This window comes from Actinoallomurus oryzae (genome assembly GCF_039541955.1).
In the GTDB taxonomy this organism is placed as follows: domain Bacteria; phylum Actinomycetota; class Actinomycetes; order Streptosporangiales; family Streptosporangiaceae; genus Actinoallomurus; species Actinoallomurus oryzae.
The window spans coordinates 383319-400573 of record NZ_BAABHF010000010.1 but is presented as its reverse complement, the minus strand read 5'-3'; the positions used below and the strand labels follow the sequence as shown (position 1 = coordinate 400573).

At 71.5% G+C, this 17255-nt stretch carries 16 protein-coding genes and 1 pseudogene; 5 read left to right on the top strand and 12 right to left on the bottom strand.

Annotation, left to right across the window (positions count from 1 at the left end):
- Positions 1-32: 32 nt before the first annotated feature.
- The 4 genes from ABEA10_RS06800 to ABEA10_RS06785 all read right to left on the bottom strand — a co-directional run bounded on the left by ABEA10_RS06800 (position 33) and on the right by ABEA10_RS06785 (position 3607).
- The gene (locus ABEA10_RS06800; RefSeq protein WP_345458798.1) at positions 33-416 is read right to left on the bottom strand and encodes a hypothetical protein; all 384 of its coding nucleotides are present in this window, start codon (positions 414-416) and stop codon (positions 33-35) included.
- A complete protein-coding gene (locus tag ABEA10_RS06795; protein WP_345458796.1) occupies positions 413-1264 on the bottom strand; it encodes an alpha/beta fold hydrolase in 852 nt (283 codons plus the stop codon). The genes ABEA10_RS06800 and ABEA10_RS06795 overlap by 4 nt, the downstream gene beginning before the upstream one ends.
- Entirely contained in the window at positions 1261-2175 is a 915-nt protein-coding gene (locus ABEA10_RS06790; protein ID WP_345458794.1) for a DUF998 domain-containing protein, read from the bottom strand. Before ABEA10_RS06790 ends, ABEA10_RS06795 begins: the two co-directional genes overlap by 4 nt.
- A gap of 313 nt (positions 2176-2488) precedes the next feature.
- Positions 2489-3607, bottom strand: coding sequence for a glycoside hydrolase family 18 protein (locus tag ABEA10_RS06785; RefSeq protein ID WP_345458792.1), 1119 nt, complete (start codon positions 3605-3607; stop codon positions 2489-2491).
- 390 nt (positions 3608-3997) lie between these two features.
- On the opposite strand from ABEA10_RS06785, the gene ABEA10_RS06780 reads away from it, so the two are divergent.
- Positions 3998-5377 carry a KamA family radical SAM protein gene (locus tag ABEA10_RS06780; RefSeq protein WP_345458790.1) on the top strand — a complete coding sequence of 460 codons (1380 nt, stop codon included), beginning with the start codon at positions 3998-4000 and terminating at the stop codon, positions 5375-5377.
- A gap of 397 nt (positions 5378-5774) precedes the next feature.
- Here the strand turns inward: ABEA10_RS06780 and ABEA10_RS06775 are convergent, their stop codons facing one another.
- The 3 genes from ABEA10_RS06775 to ABEA10_RS06765 form a co-directional block, all read right to left on the bottom strand.
- Positions 5775-6308, bottom strand: a complete 534-nt coding sequence (locus ABEA10_RS06775) for a YbhB/YbcL family Raf kinase inhibitor-like protein (protein ID WP_345458787.1) — start codon at positions 6306-6308, stop codon at positions 5775-5777.
- 90 nt (positions 6309-6398) lie between these two features.
- Entirely contained in the window at positions 6399-6893 is a 495-nt protein-coding gene (locus tag ABEA10_RS06770) for a pyridoxamine 5'-phosphate oxidase family protein (RefSeq protein WP_329243355.1), read from the bottom strand.
- A gap of 57 nt (positions 6894-6950) precedes the next feature.
- Positions 6951-7943, bottom strand: a complete 993-nt coding sequence (locus ABEA10_RS06765) for an ArsR/SmtB family transcription factor (RefSeq protein ID WP_345458781.1) — start codon at positions 7941-7943, stop codon at positions 6951-6953.
- Positions 7944-8027: 84 nt separating this feature from the next.
- Between ABEA10_RS06765 and ABEA10_RS06760 the strand changes: the two are divergent.
- The 3 genes and pseudogenes from ABEA10_RS06760 to ABEA10_RS06750 form a co-directional block, all read left to right on the top strand.
- A pseudogene (locus ABEA10_RS06760) lies at positions 8028-8534 on the top strand (aldo/keto reductase); the annotation flags it as partial.
- Between the two features lie 119 nt (positions 8535-8653).
- Positions 8654-8920, top strand: a complete 267-nt coding sequence (locus ABEA10_RS06755) for an aldo/keto reductase (RefSeq protein WP_345458779.1) — start codon at positions 8654-8656, stop codon at positions 8918-8920.
- 112 nt (positions 8921-9032) lie between these two features.
- Positions 9033-10460: a purine-cytosine permease family protein gene (locus ABEA10_RS06750; RefSeq protein WP_345458777.1), complete on the top strand. Its 1428-nt coding sequence runs from the start codon at positions 9033-9035 to the stop codon at positions 10458-10460.
- An 18-nt stretch (positions 10461-10478) separates the two neighbouring features.
- Here the strand turns inward: ABEA10_RS06750 and ABEA10_RS06745 are convergent, their stop codons facing one another.
- The 5 genes from ABEA10_RS06745 to ABEA10_RS06725 all read right to left on the bottom strand — a co-directional run bounded on the left by ABEA10_RS06745 (position 10479) and on the right by ABEA10_RS06725 (position 15386).
- Positions 10479-11351 carry an ABC transporter permease subunit gene (locus ABEA10_RS06745; RefSeq protein ID WP_345458775.1) on the bottom strand — a complete coding sequence of 291 codons (873 nt, stop codon included), beginning with the start codon at positions 11349-11351 and terminating at the stop codon, positions 10479-10481.
- Complete coding sequence (locus ABEA10_RS06740) at positions 11348-12259, bottom strand: carbohydrate ABC transporter permease (protein ID WP_345458773.1); 912 nt, start codon at positions 12257-12259, stop codon at positions 11348-11350. Before ABEA10_RS06740 ends, ABEA10_RS06745 begins: the two co-directional genes overlap by 4 nt.
- Positions 12256-13335, bottom strand: coding sequence for an ABC transporter ATP-binding protein (locus ABEA10_RS06735; RefSeq protein ID WP_345458770.1), 1080 nt, complete (start codon positions 13333-13335; stop codon positions 12256-12258). The genes ABEA10_RS06740 and ABEA10_RS06735 overlap by 4 nt, the downstream gene beginning before the upstream one ends.
- Before the next feature lie 265 nt (positions 13336-13600).
- Positions 13601-14416, bottom strand: a complete 816-nt coding sequence (locus ABEA10_RS06730; protein ID WP_345458768.1) for an ABC transporter ATP-binding protein — start codon at positions 14414-14416, stop codon at positions 13601-13603.
- A complete protein-coding gene (locus ABEA10_RS06725; protein ID WP_345458766.1) occupies positions 14409-15386 on the bottom strand; it encodes an ABC transporter permease in 978 nt (325 codons plus the stop codon). The genes ABEA10_RS06730 and ABEA10_RS06725 overlap by 8 nt, the downstream gene beginning before the upstream one ends.
- Positions 15387-15576: 190 nt before the next feature.
- On the opposite strand from ABEA10_RS06725, the gene ABEA10_RS06720 reads away from it, so the two are divergent.
- Positions 15577-17118 (top strand): bifunctional phosphatase PAP2/diacylglycerol kinase family protein, encoded by a 1542-nt coding sequence (locus ABEA10_RS06720; protein WP_345458764.1) that lies wholly within the window; start codon positions 15577-15579, stop codon positions 17116-17118.
- Positions 17119-17255: the final 137 nt, after the last annotated feature.

Genomic DNA, 17255 nt, shown 5'->3' with positions numbered 1-17255 from the left:
GCGAAAGCTACCGTGACGGCCGGGGTTCCGGTTCACCGGTCACGGTCCTGGCAGCCCTGGCCGAGGCACGGGGTACGGACGACCTCCCGGCCACCGACCCTGATCACGAACTCCTGGCGGGGGTGCGCGGAACCGGCGTCGGAGGCGACCGCGTCCACCCGTACGGGCTCGTCCCGCGTCGTGCGGCCCACGCACTGCACCCGGACGACGGACATCGTGTCGGCCGACAGCGTACGGCAGCGCATGCCCTTCCTGATCTCGTATCCCAGGCCGCGCATCTCCTCCGTCGCGCCGCGGGCGGTCGCGTTGCGCAGCGAGCTCTCCGAGACCTTCCGTACCGGATCGGTGCAGCCCGCGACCACGAGCAGGGCCAGGAGGACGAGCAGGGCCGAAACCGCGAGCAGGAGCCTCTTCACAGCCGGTCCACCGCCTCGGCGACCACCTCGGGCCGGTCGATCTGCACCAGATGCCCGGTGTGGGGGAGGACGATCTGCCGCCCGTACGGGCTGAGCGCGGCGATGTCGGCGTGGGCCCGCCGCCATTCACGGCCGTCGCCGCGTACGTCCCCGAGCGCCGTGATCACACAGAGCGGGACCTCGGGGAACGGGGCCGACTCGCGGAGCGAGAGCAGGTCGGCGGCGAGCTGGCGGTACGCGGCGTTCTCGGCGAGGAGCGTGCCGAGCACGTGCGCCCGACCGTAGACGGCGCGGGAGAGGTCCGGCGGCGCCACGTCGCCGCGTTCGGTGATCCGCCGCATGACCGCGGCGCGGATGCGCGGCCCGGCGAACCGGGCCAGCCCGGTCATGCCGATGGCGTGACCGGCGAGCCCGGCGGCGGGGGCCAGCCGGCTCAGCCGCCGCGCGTGCGGCGGACTCTGCTGCTCGGCGCTCGGGTCGACCAGGACCAGGCCCTCGACCAGCAGGGGGTACCGGCGCGCGAACGCCTCCGCGTGGAAGCCCGCGAGCGAGTGCGCCACCACGATCACCGCCTCACCGGTGCGGCGGGCGAGCGCGGCGAGACGGTCCGCCTCGGCGCACAGGCCGCCCGGCCGGTGACCGGTCGGCGGGCTGCCGCCGAGGCCGGGACGGTCGAAGGCGATGACGCGGTGCCGTTCGCGCAGCAGCTCGGCGACCGCGTTCCAGTCGAACCACGCGCCGCCGAGCCCGGAGGTCAGCAGCACGGGCGGAGTACCGGTGCCCTCCTCGACCACGTGCAGGCGGTCGTCGCCGACCAGCAGGATCTCACCGGGCAGCGATCCGTTCACGTCCGCGAGGTCCTCTCCCGGGCGCCGTCGTCGGGCCTGCGACGGCGCCCGCGTACGGACGGCCGGGCGGACTCCGGCCTGGCGTGTACGGGGCCGGCGCCACCCGGCGGCGTGTCCGGGGCCGGCGGCGCGGCGGAGGCGATGCCGGGAACCGGCGGCGACTCGGGAAGCGGCGCCGCGGCGCGGGCGGGCGGGGGCTCGGAAGCCGGTAGTGCGGCGGGAGCCGGCGCGCGGCGGCGGTCGGCGTGGAGCTGGGCGGCGATCACGAACAGCCAGATCGAGATCATCGCGACCTGGACCCGTTCGATCACGCCGAGGAGGACGCCGAAGTACATCAGCGGCAGCGTGGCCACGGCCGTCACCGTCTCCACGACCAGCAGCAGCCAGCTCCAGCGAGCGATCACCGGCCAGCGGCGGTGCCGGCGCGCGGCGATGGTGAGGGCGACGAGACTGACGATGCCCGCCGTCACGACGCACACGCTGGTCACGCTGTGGAACTGATGGGCGAAGGAGACCTTCCCGGCCCGCTCCCGCAGGGCGCACGTCGTGTCGGAGTTGGGCGCGCAGTCCATCGCGAACAGCGAGTCGGCGATCGAGAAGACGCCGAACAGGACCAGCGCCAGCCAGCCGGCCAGCGCGTGACCGCGCGGGCGTACCGCGCGCAGCACGGCCACCACCACGACGATCGTCAGCAGGCCGGAGACGAAGTCACCGGCGGAGAACAGAAGGTGGTACGGCTGGTCGCTCGCGGACAGCTCGCTGACATAGCCGTTGACCGGGTCGAGCTCGGGGTTGAGGAAGAACTGCAGCAGCCACGACGCGTACGTGATCCCGGCGATGGCGGCAAGCAGCCACGCGAACACCGGCACCATGCCCGGCTCGCGTGAACCCCCGTACGAGCTCACAGTCACGGCTTAGGCTCCCCCCGCCCAGAGTCCAAGCATAAGGACTCAGAACCGAAGCCCAACGACCGACCAGCCCCGTGACCTGCCCGGATGCGAACCGACCGCCCCCGTCCCGATGCGGGCCCCGTCCCGATGCGGGCCCCGTCCCGATGCGGGCCCCGTCCCGATGCGGGCCCCGTCCCGATGCGGGCCCCGTCCCGATGCGGGCCCCGCCCGCCCGGGGGGCTCAGCCCAATCCCATTGTCGAGGGGGTGAGGCCGCCCGAGGAAGGGCGGCCGGACGCCTGTGGAAAACCTCCGGCCGACGGGCGGCCGGTGCGTCAGAAGCCCTGGAGGATCTTGGTGAAGACTCCGGGGTCCTCGTCCAGGCCGCTGCACGTGTCGCTGGCGACGCTCGTGTCGGAGGTGCACGGGTTGTCGCGGGTGACGGTCCACATCGAGAGCCGCCCGAGGCCGTGGGCGGTGGCCCAGGTGAGCAGCTGCTGGGCGTCGGCCGGCCGGAACTGCGCGTCCACGCCCGCGACGCCGATGATCGGTGTCACGCCCATGCGCTGCCACGTCTGGGCGTCGCCGAGGTGGTAGAGCCGCATCAGCTGGGTGTGCGCGGCGATGGCGGAGGCGGTGACCGACTGGCCCGCGCCGTCGGCCGGGACAAGGTTGACGACCGAGACGCGCACACCGCCCGTGGCGGCCGAGCGCAGCGCGCCGAGCGCGCTCGCGGACAGGCCGGACCGGTGCAGCGGGAGCGTGATCGACAGCGGCAGGTCGTCGCGCTGGATCCGGGCGAGCGCCTGCGTGCGGCGCTGCACGGACAGGGTGTCGGACAGCGTGCCCTCGGAGAGGTAGAAGTCGAGTCCCGCCGGGTCGGTGGCGTCCAACGCCTTGCGGTACTGCTTGACCAGGGAGCCGACGCTGTCGCAGGACTGGGCGAGTTCGGTGCCGTGCGGACCGCCGAAGGACACGATGACCTTGCCCGGAACGTCCTTGATCCGCCGCACCGCGAACGCGGCGTCGACCGGGGACAGCCCGCCCCAGGCGGCCGAGCATCCGCCGCCGGCCGAGACGAACCCCATGGTGTAGGCCTTCACGTCGGTCTTGGACAGGTCCGGCGGCGGCCAGGACAGCACGTCGGCGTACGGGGCGAAGCCGATCCGCGGTCCGGTGGACGGCGACGGCGACGCGGACGCGGCCGGCGTCCGGGCCGGTGGGGACGAGGCCGGTGTCTGGGCGGTGGGCCGTGAGCGCGAGGAGCCGCCGGTGTACGCCCGGCGGACCGCTCCGTCGGTCGCCCCCGGCGCCTGGGCCGCGGGCGCGCCGGAGCCGTCGGTGGCCGCGAACACCACGGCGCCGCCGGTCAGCGGGACCAGCAGGCCGGCCGCGACCAGCGCGATTCTCGCCCGGCGGCGTTGCCGGCTTTGCTTTTTGCGATGTCTACCCACGATCGCTCCACGTGGGCCGTTGGTGTCGTAGCGGGAGCACAGTGACTTCTGTCGCGTAGCGGGACTGGGGTTACACAGTATGTCGCAGACCGCTTACCAGGATCGACCCTGACAGTGCGTGTCGAGCTGACACTTTTGAGCTGATTGTGACGTTGAGAGGTCAGTGGCCCTTGTGTCCGCGTATCGATAAGCACCCGTACGGGTATCAGATTCGTAAGAAACGGGAGATTCAGGGTTCAATGGGGCGGGGAGCGTTGAGGCGTCGCGACCTGCGGCGCCGTAGTCGAGTGCGAAGGAGTTGAAACAACCTGCCGGCGAGCGTCCGCATGTCCGCCTGGGCGGATGCGGCGCGTCGCACGCTTTCCCTCGATGTCAAAGGAGTAACAACACGTGACCTTGGTCAATGACGCGGCGCCGGCCGCTGTGCGAACCACCGGCCGCCGATTCCGCGCCTTCACGGCGAAACACCTGGATGAGCTCACCGCCCGCGCCGGGTTGACCGCCGAGCAGCGCCTGGGCACCAGGGCGGTCGCGACGGTTCTGCCGTTCCGTACCAACAGCTACGTCCTGGACGAGCTGATCGACTGGTCCGCCGCTCCGGACGATCCGATCTATCGGCTCGTCTTCCCCCAAGAGGACATGCTTCCCTCCGAGGACGTCGCGCGGTTGTCCGACCTCATCCGGCGAGACGCTCCCAAGGCGGAGATCGAGGCCCTGGCCCACCAGATACGGATGAGGCTCAACCCTCATCCCGCCGGTCAGCTGCAGCTCAACATCCCGAGCCTCCGCGAGGAGCCGATGCCGGGCCTGCAGCACAAGTACCACGAGACGGTGCTGTTCTTCCCCAAGCAGGGCCAGACGTGTCACGCGTACTGTACGTACTGCTTCCGCTGGGCCCAGTTCGTGGGCGAACCCGACCTGAAGATGGCGGCCGACGACATCGGCCGGCTCAAGCGGTACCTCGAGAGCCACCCCGAGGTGACCAACATCCTGTTCACCGGCGGCGACCCGATGATCATGGGCGAGCCGGTGCTGCGCCGCTACATCGAGCCCCTTCTCGAGGTCGAGCAGCTCGAGTCGATCCGCATCGGCACCAAGGCTCTGGCGTACTGGCCGCAGCGCTGGGTGACCGACCCCGACGCCGACGACACCCTCCGCCTGTTCGAGCAGGTGACCAACGCCGGCAAGAATCTCGCGTTCATGGCCCACTTCACGCACCCGCGGGAGCTGGAGCCGTCGATCGTCTCCGAGGCGGTCCGCCGGATCCGCGACACAGGGGCCGTCATCCGCACACAGGCCCCGCTGATCCGTACGATCAACGACTCCTCCGGGACCTGGGAGACCATGTGGCGCCGCCAGCTCCGGATGGGGATGGTGCCGTACTACATGTTCATCGAACGGGACACCGGCCCGCAGGACTACTTCGCGGTGACGCTCGAGCGCGCCTACGAGGTGTTCCGTGACGCCTACAAGAACGTCTCCGGCCTCTGCCGTACGGTCCGCGGGCCGTCCATGTCCGCCACGCCGGGCAAGGTCTGCGTCGACGGCATCGCGGAGATCGGCGGAGAGAAGGTCTTCGTCCTGCACTTCACCCAGTGCCGCGACCCGGAGTTCGTGAACAAGCCCTTCTTCGCCAAGTACGACCCCACCGCCAAGTGGCTGACCGACCTGAGGCCGGCGTTCGGCACCGAGCGGTTCCCCTTCCAGGGGGTCGTCGTGGGTGGGGACACCAGCGCGCACGATGTGGTGGCGGCCGGTCCGTCGATCTGACCGGTCCCTCCGCGCGCGGCATCGGATCGGCCGACCCGACCGATAGCGGAAGCGAAGCGGAACGATGGCGCCGCCGTCCATCATGAGATGGCCTGGGCCGGTGTGTGAACGGCGGCCCAGGTCCAGATGTGACGACGGTCGGCGTCCCTGGGGGTCCGGAGGTGACCAACGGGGCTGGGGAGCCGGCCCGCGGGTCACATGGGTCCCGGGGGGTGCGCCGCCGGGGCTTGGTTTCGGGGCCGTGCCGGACAGGTACGGCCCCGGAAACCTTTCCGGGGCCGGTGCCCCGGCCTCGCCCTCCGACAGAGCCGGTCACGTCCGGACGTGACCGGCGCCGATCAGGTTCGTACGGCGGCCTGCCGGGCGGTGCGGGCGCCGGGCCCGTACCGCCGGTGGGTCAGCTCTCGTACTCCGACACGATCTGGGCGCGGGCCAGCGTGTGGGCCGTGACGTTGAAGCCCACCACCGCCGGCGCGGTGTCGGCGGGAAGGCCCAGGGACTCGGTGTCCAGCGCGTGCACGGTGAAGACGTAGCGGTGCGGGCCGCCCGGAGGCGGAGCCGCGCCGCCGAACTCCTTGTTGCCGTAGTCGTTGCGCGCGTGCACGGCCCCCTGCGGCAGGCCCTTGAAGTCACCGCCGCCCGCGCCGGACGGAAGCTCGGTCACCGACGCCGGGATGTCGAACAGCACCCAGTGCCAGAAGCCGCTGCCCGTCGGCGCGTCGGGGTCGAAGCAGGTGACGGCGAAGCTCTTGGTCTCGGCCGGAAAGCCCGACCAGCTCAGGTGCGGCGAGATGTTGTCGCCGCTGAAACCCCAGTCGTTGAAGACCTGGGCGTTGGATAGACGCTCGCCGTCCGCGATGTCGTCGCTGGTCACCGAGAAGGATTCGACCGGGGGAAGGAAATCGTGCGGAAGGGGCGGCCTGCCGACCATGGCAACCTCCTGGGATCGCGGTTGGTGCGCGTCCGGCCCCCTGCACGCGGGCCGGGTGACCCGGTCGGCCGGACGCTTACCCCAGTCCTATCAGGACCGCACGTGCAGCCGCCGAAGATCACCCTCCGGACGCCAGGAATAGATCTTCGGGTCGTCCTCATTGCCGGCGAAGAGGGCGTAGGCGACCTCCTGGATGTCGATCGAGAACACGTGGAACTCGTCGTCGGCCGGCCGCCAGCCGATCTCCTGCTCGGTCACCTGGCAGTGCCGTTCGCGGCGTGCGGGATCGGTCACGTGCTCGGCCGTGCCGTACACCTTGAAGTCGCCCTCGGTGCCGTCCTTGTCGGAGGTGGTGCTGTGCACCGTGCACCGCGGGTCGCGCAGCAGGTCGAGCGCCTTCAGCGACTGCCACATCATGCCGAGCTGCAACTCGCCGTCGACGAGCCTGGGCTCGACCGGGGTGATGCGCGGCCAGCCGTTCGCCCGCAACGTGCCGACGAGCACCAGCCCGCTGGCGCGGAACCGGGCCTCGCCGAGCGTCGCCAGCTCCGGTGCCCTCGCCTCGAACTCCGCCCATGTCGTCATGCCGCGCACCGTACGCCCCGGCTCTGACACTTCCGCCGGTACGCCCAGGCCGGGTGCTCACCGGTCGGTGGGGGCCGCGAGGAGGGACTCGGCGGCGGCGGTCCGGGCGTAGAGCACCGAGCGGCCGGCGCGGTGGGCGCTGACCAGGCCCGCGTCGCGCAGCGCCGTGAGGCACTGGGAGACCCCGGCGGGTGACAGTCCCGTCCGCCGGGAGAGCTCGGTGGTGGAGGCCGGAGTCTCCAGCTCGGCCAGCAGGAGGGTCCGCGATCGGCCGAGTACGGCGGCGAGGGCGGCGGTCCCGGTCACCGACCGTGGCCGCCACAGCGTGCCGGTGCCACGCGCGGGATAGGCCAGCTGCGGCGGATCAGGCGGCGACATGAGGGTGAACAGCTCAGGCCCGGTGAAGACCGACGGGATCAGCACCAGCCCCTGTCCCGCGGCGCTACGGGACAGGGGCCGCTGACGGCGGGCCAGCCGCAGCGCGTCGTCGGTCCAGCTCACCGAGGGGTGCAGATCGCTCAGGAGGCGACTCGCGCCCTGCTCGGCGACCTGGCGAGCACGGTGGAAGACGTCCGCGTCGAGCACCGCCCGGATCCGTGACCAGTACGGGGCCAGCGCCAGCTCCCAGTACGCCTCGATCTCCTCCGTGACCCGGGGCAGGTGGGCCGGCGGGTCGGCGTACAGCCGGGTCAGCCGGGGGCCGAGACGTCCCCGCTCGCTCTTCAGCCGGTCCAGATCCTGGCGTACGCGGGCGGTGGGAGCGGCCTGAATGCGGGCCAGTTCGTCCGCCAGGGTGGGAGCCGGCCCGGCCGGGGCCGGGTTGAGGAAGTCGGGAACGTACCCGCGGGGCGGGATCAGCTCGGCGAGCCATCCCCGGTCGAGGCCTGCGCCCGCCAGCCGCGGTCGTACCTGTTCGGCCCAGGTCCGGTGCACGGGGTGCGCGGATCCGGACCGCAGCAGCCGGTTGCTCGGCCCGACCTCCCACATCGGTGAGCGGGCGAACCGCATCTCCACCAGATCGCTCACCGAGAAGGTCAGCTCAGCGAGCACAGTCCCCCCGAGATTCATGTATTTCGGAATCAATTGCCCGGCAGGCTACCTCGTGAGGATCATCCCCGCGTGACTTCAGAGACGATGCCCGCGGCGGCCGCGGGAACCTGGACCCTCGGCGACCTGCGAGTCAACCGGATCGGGTTCGGCGCGATGCGGCTGCCCCAGACCGGAGAGGCGTTCGCACCCGACGCCGTGGCCCGCGACCGCGACGAGGCGATCGCTGTGCTGCGCCACGCGATCGAGCTCGGGGTGAACCACATCGACACCGCCGCGTTCTACTTCTCCTCGCTGCGCTCCGCCAACGAGCTGATCAATCGGGCGCTGGCCCCGTACCCGGACGATCTCGTGATCGCCACGAAGGTCGGACCGTGGCGCGACCCGTCGGGCGCCTGGTCGCCCCACGCCACGCCCGCCCAGTTGCGCGGCCAGGTCGAGGAGAACCTGCGCCAGCTCGGCCGCGACCATCTCGACATGGTCAACCTGCGCATCGTCGGCACCGACTCGATCGCCGAGCGCTTCGGTGCGCTGGCCGAACTCCGGGAGGCCGGGCTGATCCGCCACCTGGGCCTGTCCAACGTCCGGCCGCACCACCTCGCCGAGGCCCAGGCCATCGCGCCGGTGGTCTGCGTGCAGAACATGTACGGCCTCGGAGTACGCCCCGAACAGGCGAGTTCGTCCGCGTCTGCGAAGAGCAGGGGGTCGCCTTCGTGCCGTTCTATGCGATCGCCGGGACCGGAGGGCAGGCGGGCGTGCGCGGGGCCGAGGCCGACGAGGTGCTGGCCGTCGCGCGGGCGCACGGGGCGAGCGCGGCGCAGGTGCGCGTGGCGTGGGCGCTGCACCGCGGACCGCACGTGCTGGTCATCCCGGGCACCGGCGACCGTGACCACCTGGCCGCCAACGTGGCTGCGGGCGCCCTGCGGCTGTCGGAGGAGGAATGGGACATCCTCGAGGCGTTCCACCGGCGCGAGGCGTGAGCGGAGCCCGCGCCGCCGCGGTGAGCTCGGCTCGCGCCGTTGTCTCGCATCTCAGACAGTTCGCCCGGGAGGGCTCTTGCGGGACGGCTGACGCGAGCGTGAGAGTGCGCGCATGACGAAACAGCAGGTCGGCGGCGGTACCCAGAGCGCCGGACAGGGCGGGGCCCTCGGGGTCGAACAACGGTCGATCGACTTCGTCCCGCCCGAGGAGCGGCACGGGTCGGTGTGGCGGCTCTTCACCGTGTGGTTCGGCGCGAACATGCAGGTCACCACCGCGGTGACGGGGGCGCTCGGCGTGGTGCTCGGGCTTCCGCTGCCCTGGGCGATCGTCGCCCTGGTCATCGGCAACCTGCTCGGCGCGATCTTCATGGCGCTTCACTCGGCGCAGGGACCCAAGCTCGGCATCCCGCAGATGATCCAGAGTCGCGCGCAGTTCGGGTTCTACGGGGCGATCCTGCCGCTGCTGCTCGTCGTCCTGATGTACGTCGGCTTCTTCGCGACCAGCGCGGTGCTCGGCGGCTCGGCGCTCGCCGACTGGTGGGGGATCGGCCGGACACCCGCCACGATCATCGTGTCGGCGGTCTGCACGGTGCTCGCCGCCTACGGATACCGGCTGATCCACCAGTACGAGCAGTGGGTCAGCCTCATCGCGGCGGTCGGCTTCCTCTACCTCACCTACCGCCTGCTGACCGGGCACCACGTGGGCCGGGTCTGGCACTCCGGGCACGTCGGGGCGGGCACGTTCCTGCTCGTGGTGGCGATCGCCGCGACCTGGCAGATCACCTACGCGCCGTACGTCGCCGACTACTCCCGCTACCTGCCGCAGGACACGTCGGTCCGGGCGGCGTTCTGGTGGACCTACGCCGGGAGCGTGCTCGGCACCGTCTGGATGATGGCGTTCGGCAGCATCTGCGCCGCGGTGGCGGCCAAGTCCTTCGAGGGCGGCTCCGTCTCGTTCGTGGTCGGCCTGGCCGATCCACACTGGCCGTTCTCACTGATCATCGTGCTCGGCATCGTCGCGGTGAACGTGCTGAACCTCTACGGCATGTTCATGTCGGCGACCACCACGCTGACCGCGCTGCGCCCGATGCGGATGAACGCCGGCGTGCGGCTGACCTTCGTGCTGCTCGCCGCCGTCGTGGGCACGGTCGTCGCCCTGGTGGCGAGCGCCGACTTCCTGCACAACTTCGAGAACTTCATCCTGTTCCTGGCGTACTTCCTCATCCCGTGGACGGCGATCAACCTGATCGACTTCTACTTCGTCCGCAAGGAGCGGTACGACATCGACGCGATCTTCCGCCCGGACGGCGTGTACGGCGGGTTCAACTGGCGCACCATCGGGGCGTACGTGATCGGCGTCGTGGTCGAGATCCCGTTCGTCAGCTCGACGTTCTTCACCGGGCCGCTGGTGAAGCACCTCGGCGGCGCCGACATCTCCTGGATCATCGGCCTGATCGTCGCCTCGGCCCTGTACTACGTGTGGATGGCCCCGGTGGCCCGCCGGACCGCCGACGGCGGCCCGCGCGTCGTGGAGGCCTGACCGGCCCGGGGGCGGCCGTCAGTCCCGGTGCGCGCCGTCCGTAAGTACGGTGACGAACCGGTCGAGGAACAGCCCGCACCCGATCGCGAGCGGCACGGCTACGAAGACCGCGCCGCTCTGCATCGACCGCCACAGCATCGGGTCGCCGCCGCCGAGCCGTACGGGCGGCCCGGTGCTCACCGGCATGTTCGCGTCCGACCAGATGAACGTCAGCGCGTAGGTGAACTCCCCGGCGGCCAGCGTGAAGGTGAGGACGGCGACGGCCGCCACTCCGGGGAGCACCAGCGGCGCCACCACGCGGACGAACGCACCGAAGCGGCTGTGCCCGTCGACCATCGCCTGCTCCTCGAGGTCGACCGGCACGGCACGCAGGAACGCCGCGAGCAGCCAGACCGACACGGGCACGGTCACGGTCGGGTGGATGAGGACGAGCGACCAGATCGAGTCGGCCAGGCCCAGCGTCGCCACCACGCGCGACAGCGACAGGAACAGCAGCGGCGGCGGCACGAGGTACACCAGCAGGATCGCGATCCCCGCCCGGGTGCCCCACGAGCGGTGCAGCCGGGACAGGGCGTACGCCGCCGGCAGCGCGAGCGCCAGCGTGACGACCACGACCAGACCACCGACCACCAGGGTGTTCACCACGAACGCCGGAAACCGCGTCGAGTGGAACAGGGCGCGGACGTGCTCGGTGGTCGGCCGGTGCCGCGCGCCGGGCACGCCACGCTCGAAGGCGGTCACCAGGCTCCACAGGAACGGCGCCGCGCAGACCAGCGCGGCCACCGCCGCGACGGCGTAGACCGTCACGCGCACCCCGGCCTGCCGCACGGCCGCCAGCCGTCGCTGGCGCAGCATCTCCCGCGCCGCCGTGCGCGCCGCCAGCCCGTTCACCGGTCCGCCTCCGCCCGCCGTACGACGCGGAGCACCACGGCCGCACCGGCGAGGAACAGCGGAAGCAGGAACAGGGACGCGGCCGCCCCGGCGCCGATGTCGCCGCCCTCGACGCCGCGCAGGTACGCCAGCGTGGGCAGCACCTGGGTCGAGTCGTGCGGCCCGCCGCCCGTCAGCACCCGCACCACGGCCACGTCCGCGAAGGTGATCGCCGCCGTGAACACCCCGGCCACCGCGGTCACCGGCAGGGTCAGCGGCACCGTCACGCCGAAGAAACGCCGCCAGACGCCGGCCCCGTCGAGACGGGCGGCGTCCCACACGCCGTGCGGCACGGAGTTCAGCCCGGCCATCACGATGACGGCGGCGAGCGGCGTCAGCCGCCAGACGTGCACGGCGACCACCGCGACCGCGGCGGGCCCCGTACGATCGAGCGGCGACCCGCCACCGTGCAGCAGGGAGGCGGCGCGCAGCATCCGGTCCACCCCGGCCGAACCCAGCAGCCATCGCCAGGAGATCGCCGACAGCGCGACCGGTGTCGTCCACGGCAGCAGCACCAGCGTGCGCACCGTGCGGCGGAAGCGGAAGCCGGCGCGCAGGACGTGCGCGAGGGCCGTCCCGAGGACCACGACGAGGACGATCGCCACGCCGGTCAGGGCGAGCGTGTCGAGCAGCGACCGCCAGAAGACGTCGTCGCCGAACACCGTGCGGAAGTCGCGCAGCCCGGCGAACCGGTACGACGGTGCGTCGCCCGTCGAGCGCGAGAACGCGAACGCCACCGTCAGCACGAACGGCGCCACCACCAGCGCCGTCAGGTAGACGACCGTGGGCAGCAGGAACGCCCAGGCCAAGAAGCCCTCGCGGTCGGTGAGGCGCGCCCGGTCACCGGCGCGCGCCCGCGTGCCGCTCAACCGCCGATCCGTACCGGCGCGGTACGGATGCCGTACTCGGCGTCGAAGAAGCGCAGCCGGTCACCCGGCACCGCGAACTCGTGCGTCTCGCCCGGCGTCAGCGGCGTGATGACGGTGGCGGGCAGCCGCGCGATCACCCGCGTCTCCGCGCCGATCCTCGTCACCGCGCCGTACACGTGCCGGTCGCCGGACAGGTACTCGATGCGCTCGATCCGCAGCGGCATGGTGACGCGGGAGTCGTACGCGACGTTCTCCGCCGGCAGTAAGTGCTCGGGCCGGAAGCCGACGAGCCGGTCGGCGCGCTGCACGAGGTTCATCGGGGGAGAGCCGACGAACGTCGCGACGAACGTGTCGGCCGGTTCGTCGTAGATGTCGCGGGGCGTGCCGACCTGGCGCAGCCGCCCGGCGTCCAGCACCGCCACGCGGTCGCCGAGCCCCATCGCCTCTTCCTGGTCGTGCGTCACGTAGATCGTCGCGGTGCCGATCTGCCGCTGGAAGCGTTTGAGCTCGTCGCGGGTGGTGGCGCGCAGCTTGGCGTCCAGCCCCGACAGCGGCTCGTCGAGCAGGAAGACGGCCGGCTCACGGACGAGGGCACGGGCCAGCGCGACCCGCTGGCGCTCACCGCCGGACAGCTGCCGGGGCTTGCGGCCGAGCAGGTCCGGGATGCCGAGCAGCTCGGCCGCCCAGCGGATCTTGCGCTCGCGCAGGTGGCGCGGGACGTTCTCGGCCTTCAGCGGGAACTCGATGTTGCTGTGGACGGTCTTGTGCGGATACAGGGCGTAGGACTGCAGGACCATCGCGACCCGGCGGATCCTCGGCGGCAGCCCGTTGACGAGCTGGCCGCCGATGTACACCTCGCCCTCGGTCGGCCGCTCCAGGCCCGCGATGGTGCGCAGCAGCGTGGTCTTGCCGCAGCCCGAGGGGCCGAGCAACACCAGGTACTCACCCTGGTTCGAGGACACGTCGATCCCGTCGAGCGCGCGGACCTGCCGGTCACGGCGCCCCTCGTACACCTTGACGAGGCCACGGGCCTCGACCGCCTTCGCCGCCGTGCCCGCCTCGTCGCGGCGCCTCACGGCCGGCCCGCTCGCCGGCGGTGCCGGCCACCATGCCCGCCGGGCTGCTCGCTGCTCGGTGCCAACCCCCGGCCTCTCTCGGGAAGGAGCGTCTCCCTCGAAGGTAGATCGGCGGCAGGCCGTCATAAAGGGGCAGTTCCGGCACCGCCCGGAGCGGCCCGGAAACTCGTTCGCCAAACCTGCTCTTCCGGTGATCGGCGGCTCACAAAGCGTGAAGCCCGAGCCTTCCCGGGCTCGGGCTTCAGAACGGCTTCGGAAGAGAGGACTACTTGCCGGTGGCCTCGGTGTAGGCGTCGACGACGGTGTCGGGGTCGCCGTCCATCACCATCCTGCCCTCGTCGATCCACAGCACCCGGTTGCACATCTCCCGGATCGAGTCGAGCTGGTGGGCGACCAGGAAGACGGCGCCCGCCTCGTTGCGCAGCTCGTCGATCTTCTTCGCGCTCTTGCGCCGGAACTTCGCGTCGCCGGTGGCCAGCGCCTCGTCGATGAGCAGCACGTCGTGTGACTTGGACGCGGCGATGGCGAACCGCAGCCGCGAGCCCATGCCGGAGGAGTAGGCCCGCATCGGCAGCTGGATGAAACCCTCCTTGAGCCCGGCGAACTTCACGATCTCGTCGTACTTCTTCTTGACCTCTTCGGGCGTCATGCCCATGGCCAGGCAGCCGAGGATGATGTTGCGCTCGCCCGTGAGGTCGTTCATCAGCGCGGCGTTCACACCGAGCAGCGACGGCTGGCCGGAGGTGTACACGCCGCCGCTCTCCGGCGGCAGCAGGCCGGCGATGGCCTTGAGCAGCGTCGACTTGCCCGAGCCGTTGGTGCCGATGACGCCGATCGCGTCACCCTTGTACGCGACGAAGGACAGCCCGCGGATCGCGTGGACCACCTTCATCGTCGGCCGGTGCTCGCGGCGCAGCACGCGGATGAAGGCGCTCGCGGCGTTGCCCTTGCCGCCGGCGCCGTACACCCGGTACTTGATGTGCAGGTCGTCGACGACGACGATCGGCTCGCGGGTCTGGTCGATGGTCACCCGCGGCGCCGGCTGCTCGGCCACCTTGAGCTTCTCCTTGACGTCAGCCACGGCCGTACCTCTCCTCGGCGCGGAAGAAGAACCAGAACCCTATGACGAACACCACGACCGACCAACCCAGGCCGTACCACCACAGGTGATTCGTCTGCTCGTGCAGCGTCTCGTGCACGTAGCCCCGGTAGCTGTCGAGGATGGCAAGGCGCGACAGCTCGACGTAGACGTATCCGGGGTTGGCCTCGAGGACCTTCCCGATCCACGGGTGGGCGTGGATCTTGGACGAGTTCATCAGCCCGGACAGGCTGTAGATGATGCCGGAGAAGTAGAGCCAGGTCCGCATGATGAACGGCAGCAGCTGCTGGATGTCGCGGTTGAACGCGCCGATGCGGGCGAGCACGAGGCTCATCCCGACGTTGAACAGCACCTGCATCATCAGGACCGGGACCAGCAACAGCCAGTCGAGCGTGAGCGGCTCGCCGAAGCCGAGCACGATGACGAACAGCACGACCATCGAGACGAGCAACTGCTGGAGCTCGATGATGGTGTACGCCAGCGGCAGGCTGGCCCGCGGGAAGTGCAGGGCGCGGATCAGCGACAGGTTGTCGCCGACCGACTTGGCGCCCGTCTGCACCGACCGCTGGGTGAAGGTGAAGATGAAGACACCGCAGACCAGGAACGGAATGAACGTGTTGTGCGGCAGGCCGCGGCTGACACCGAGCAGCAGGCCGAAGATCAGGTAGTACACCGCCGCGTTGAGCAGCGGTGTGAGGACCTGCCACACCTGACCGAGGCGCGACTCGGTGTACATCGCGATGTTCTTGGCCGACGCGAACGCCCAGATGAAGTGACGACGCTGCCAGAGCTGACTGATGTACGAGCCCATCGGGGGGCGGGCGGCGCTCTGCTTGAGCCCCTGCTTGGTGGCGAACTCGGCCAGCGAACGATGCCCGTTGAGCTGTGGGGGCTCGGCTATCGCGTGCGCCGGTCCGCCACCCGAGGCTCCGAGCCGTTCCGGGTGACTCATGCGGATGAGCCTATTGCAGACAGAGCCCCGGCATCGACGTTCAGTGAGATGCATGGCGAGAATGTGATCTTCGGCGTGATCGGGCTGTAACCGGGATACCGAGCCCGGGTGTGCCGACGGCCGCCGCCGACGCCACTGACCTTGGATAACCCCCGACATATCTTGACCGCGACGGGGGATAGAGGCTCGCATGCCCCTGTTGCAACGAGCGGTCCGGCTCGACCAGCGCGCGTTCGACGCGGTGGCCGCGGCACGACTCCGCGGTTTCGAGTACGTCCTCCCTCGCCTGTCCAGAGCCGCCGACCACTCCCTGCTGTGGCTGGGCGTCGTCGGCGGACTGGCCCTGACGCGGCAGCCACGGCTGCGCCGGGCGGCGCTGCGCGGCGTGTTCGCGCTCAGCCTGACCAGCCCGATCGCCAACCTCGTGGGCAAGCAGATGTTCCGCCGCCGCCGTCCGCTGATCGAGCTGGCCGGCCTGCCGACGAGCATCGGGCGCGGCACCGCGCTCCCCGCGGCGCGGGTGCGGTGGCGGCTGCCGACCTCCCCGTCCTTCCCCTCCGGGCACTCGGCGGCGGCCGCGGCCTTCACCGGCGCGCTGGCGCTGGAGGCGCCCGCGTCCGTCGTGCTTCCCGTGGCTGCGGCCGCCGCCGGGGTGGCCTTCTCCCGCGTCTACACCGGCGCGCACTACCCGGGCGACGTCATGGCCGGCCTGGCGCTCGGCGCGGTGGCCGCCGCGACGACCCGGCTGGTCTGGCCCACCCGTCCCGCGCCCGCCGGAGCCGTGTGGTCGATGCCCGCCGAAGCCGTCCAGGGCATCTCACCCGACGGCGCCGGCGTCGTCGTGGTGATCAACAACGACGCGGGCGGCGGCGACGCCACGAGCCTGCTCCGCGCCGAGCTGCCGCAGGCGGAGATCGTCGAGGCCGGCGAGGACCTGGGCAAGGCGCTCGGCGACGCCGCGGACCGGGCGACCGTGCTGGGGGTCTGCGGCGGCGACGGCACGATCAACGCCGGGGCCGAGGTCGCCCTCGACCGCGGTCTGCCGCTGCTGGTGATCCCCGGTGGCACGCTGAACCACTTCGCCCGCGCGATCGGCCTGGAGACCGCCAAGGACGCCGTCGAGGCCTACCGGTCGGGCGCCGTCATCCGGGTCGACGTCGCCCGCGCGGGACGGCGCGTGTTCCTCAACACGGCGAGTTTCGGCGCGTACACCGAGCTGGTCGACCTGCGGCGGCGCATGGAGAGCCGCCTGGGCAAGTGGCCGGCGCTCGCGGTGGCCGCGATCCGCGTCCTGCGGCACACCGAGCCGACGGAGGTGTACGTCGAGGGGCGGCGGCTGCGCGTGTGGTTCGCCTTCATCGGCAACTGCCGGTACGGCTCCTACGGTGTCGCCCCGACCTGGCGCGAGCACCTGGCCGACGGCCTGCTCGACGTACGCCTGATCGGCGCCAGGCGCCATATCGGCAAGGCGCGCGCCGTCGCCGCGCTGCTCGTCGGGCACCTGCACCTGATGCCCGACTACAAGACCTGGCGCACCACCTCCCTGAGCGTGGGCGGGGCCGAGGGCTCGCTGCGCCTCGCCTGCGACGGCGAGCCGGGCACGGCCGACGGTCCGGTGGAGATCACCAAGAGGCGTGCCGCGCTGGCCGTCTTCGGGCCCGCCGAGGTCGCCGCGCCCAGCCGCCGGCCTCTGCCCGAGCCCCCGGCCGGGGCGGACCGGCCGAGCGCTTGATCGGGTGGGCGCGATCGCCGGCCGGAGGGGCGTGAGGGTTCGCTTCCGTCCGGCTCGGGTACGGCGGCTCACAGGGGGTCGCGCGGCGACCGCCCGGTGTCAGGTGGAGCATTTCGGCGCTCCGTTTCGCTGTCGTG

Coding starts and splice junctions, on each gene's coding strand:
- ABEA10_RS06775 (WP_345458787.1), bottom strand. CDS start 6,308: ATGGTCGGCAGGCCGCCCCTTCCGCACGATTTCCTTCCCCCGGTCGAA.
- ABEA10_RS06770 (WP_329243355.1), bottom strand. CDS start 6,893: ATGACGACATGGGCGGAGTTCGAGGCGAGGGCACCGGAGCTGGCGACG.
- ABEA10_RS06750 (WP_345458777.1), top strand. CDS start 9,033: ATGACGAAACAGCAGGTCGGCGGCGGTACCCAGAGCGCCGGACAGGGC.
- ABEA10_RS06725 (WP_345458766.1), bottom strand. CDS start 15,386: ATGAGTCACCCGGAACGGCTCGGAGCCTCGGGTGGCGGACCGGCGCAC.
- ABEA10_RS06720 (WP_345458764.1), top strand. CDS start 15,577: ATGCCCCTGTTGCAACGAGCGGTCCGGCTCGACCAGCGCGCGTTCGAC.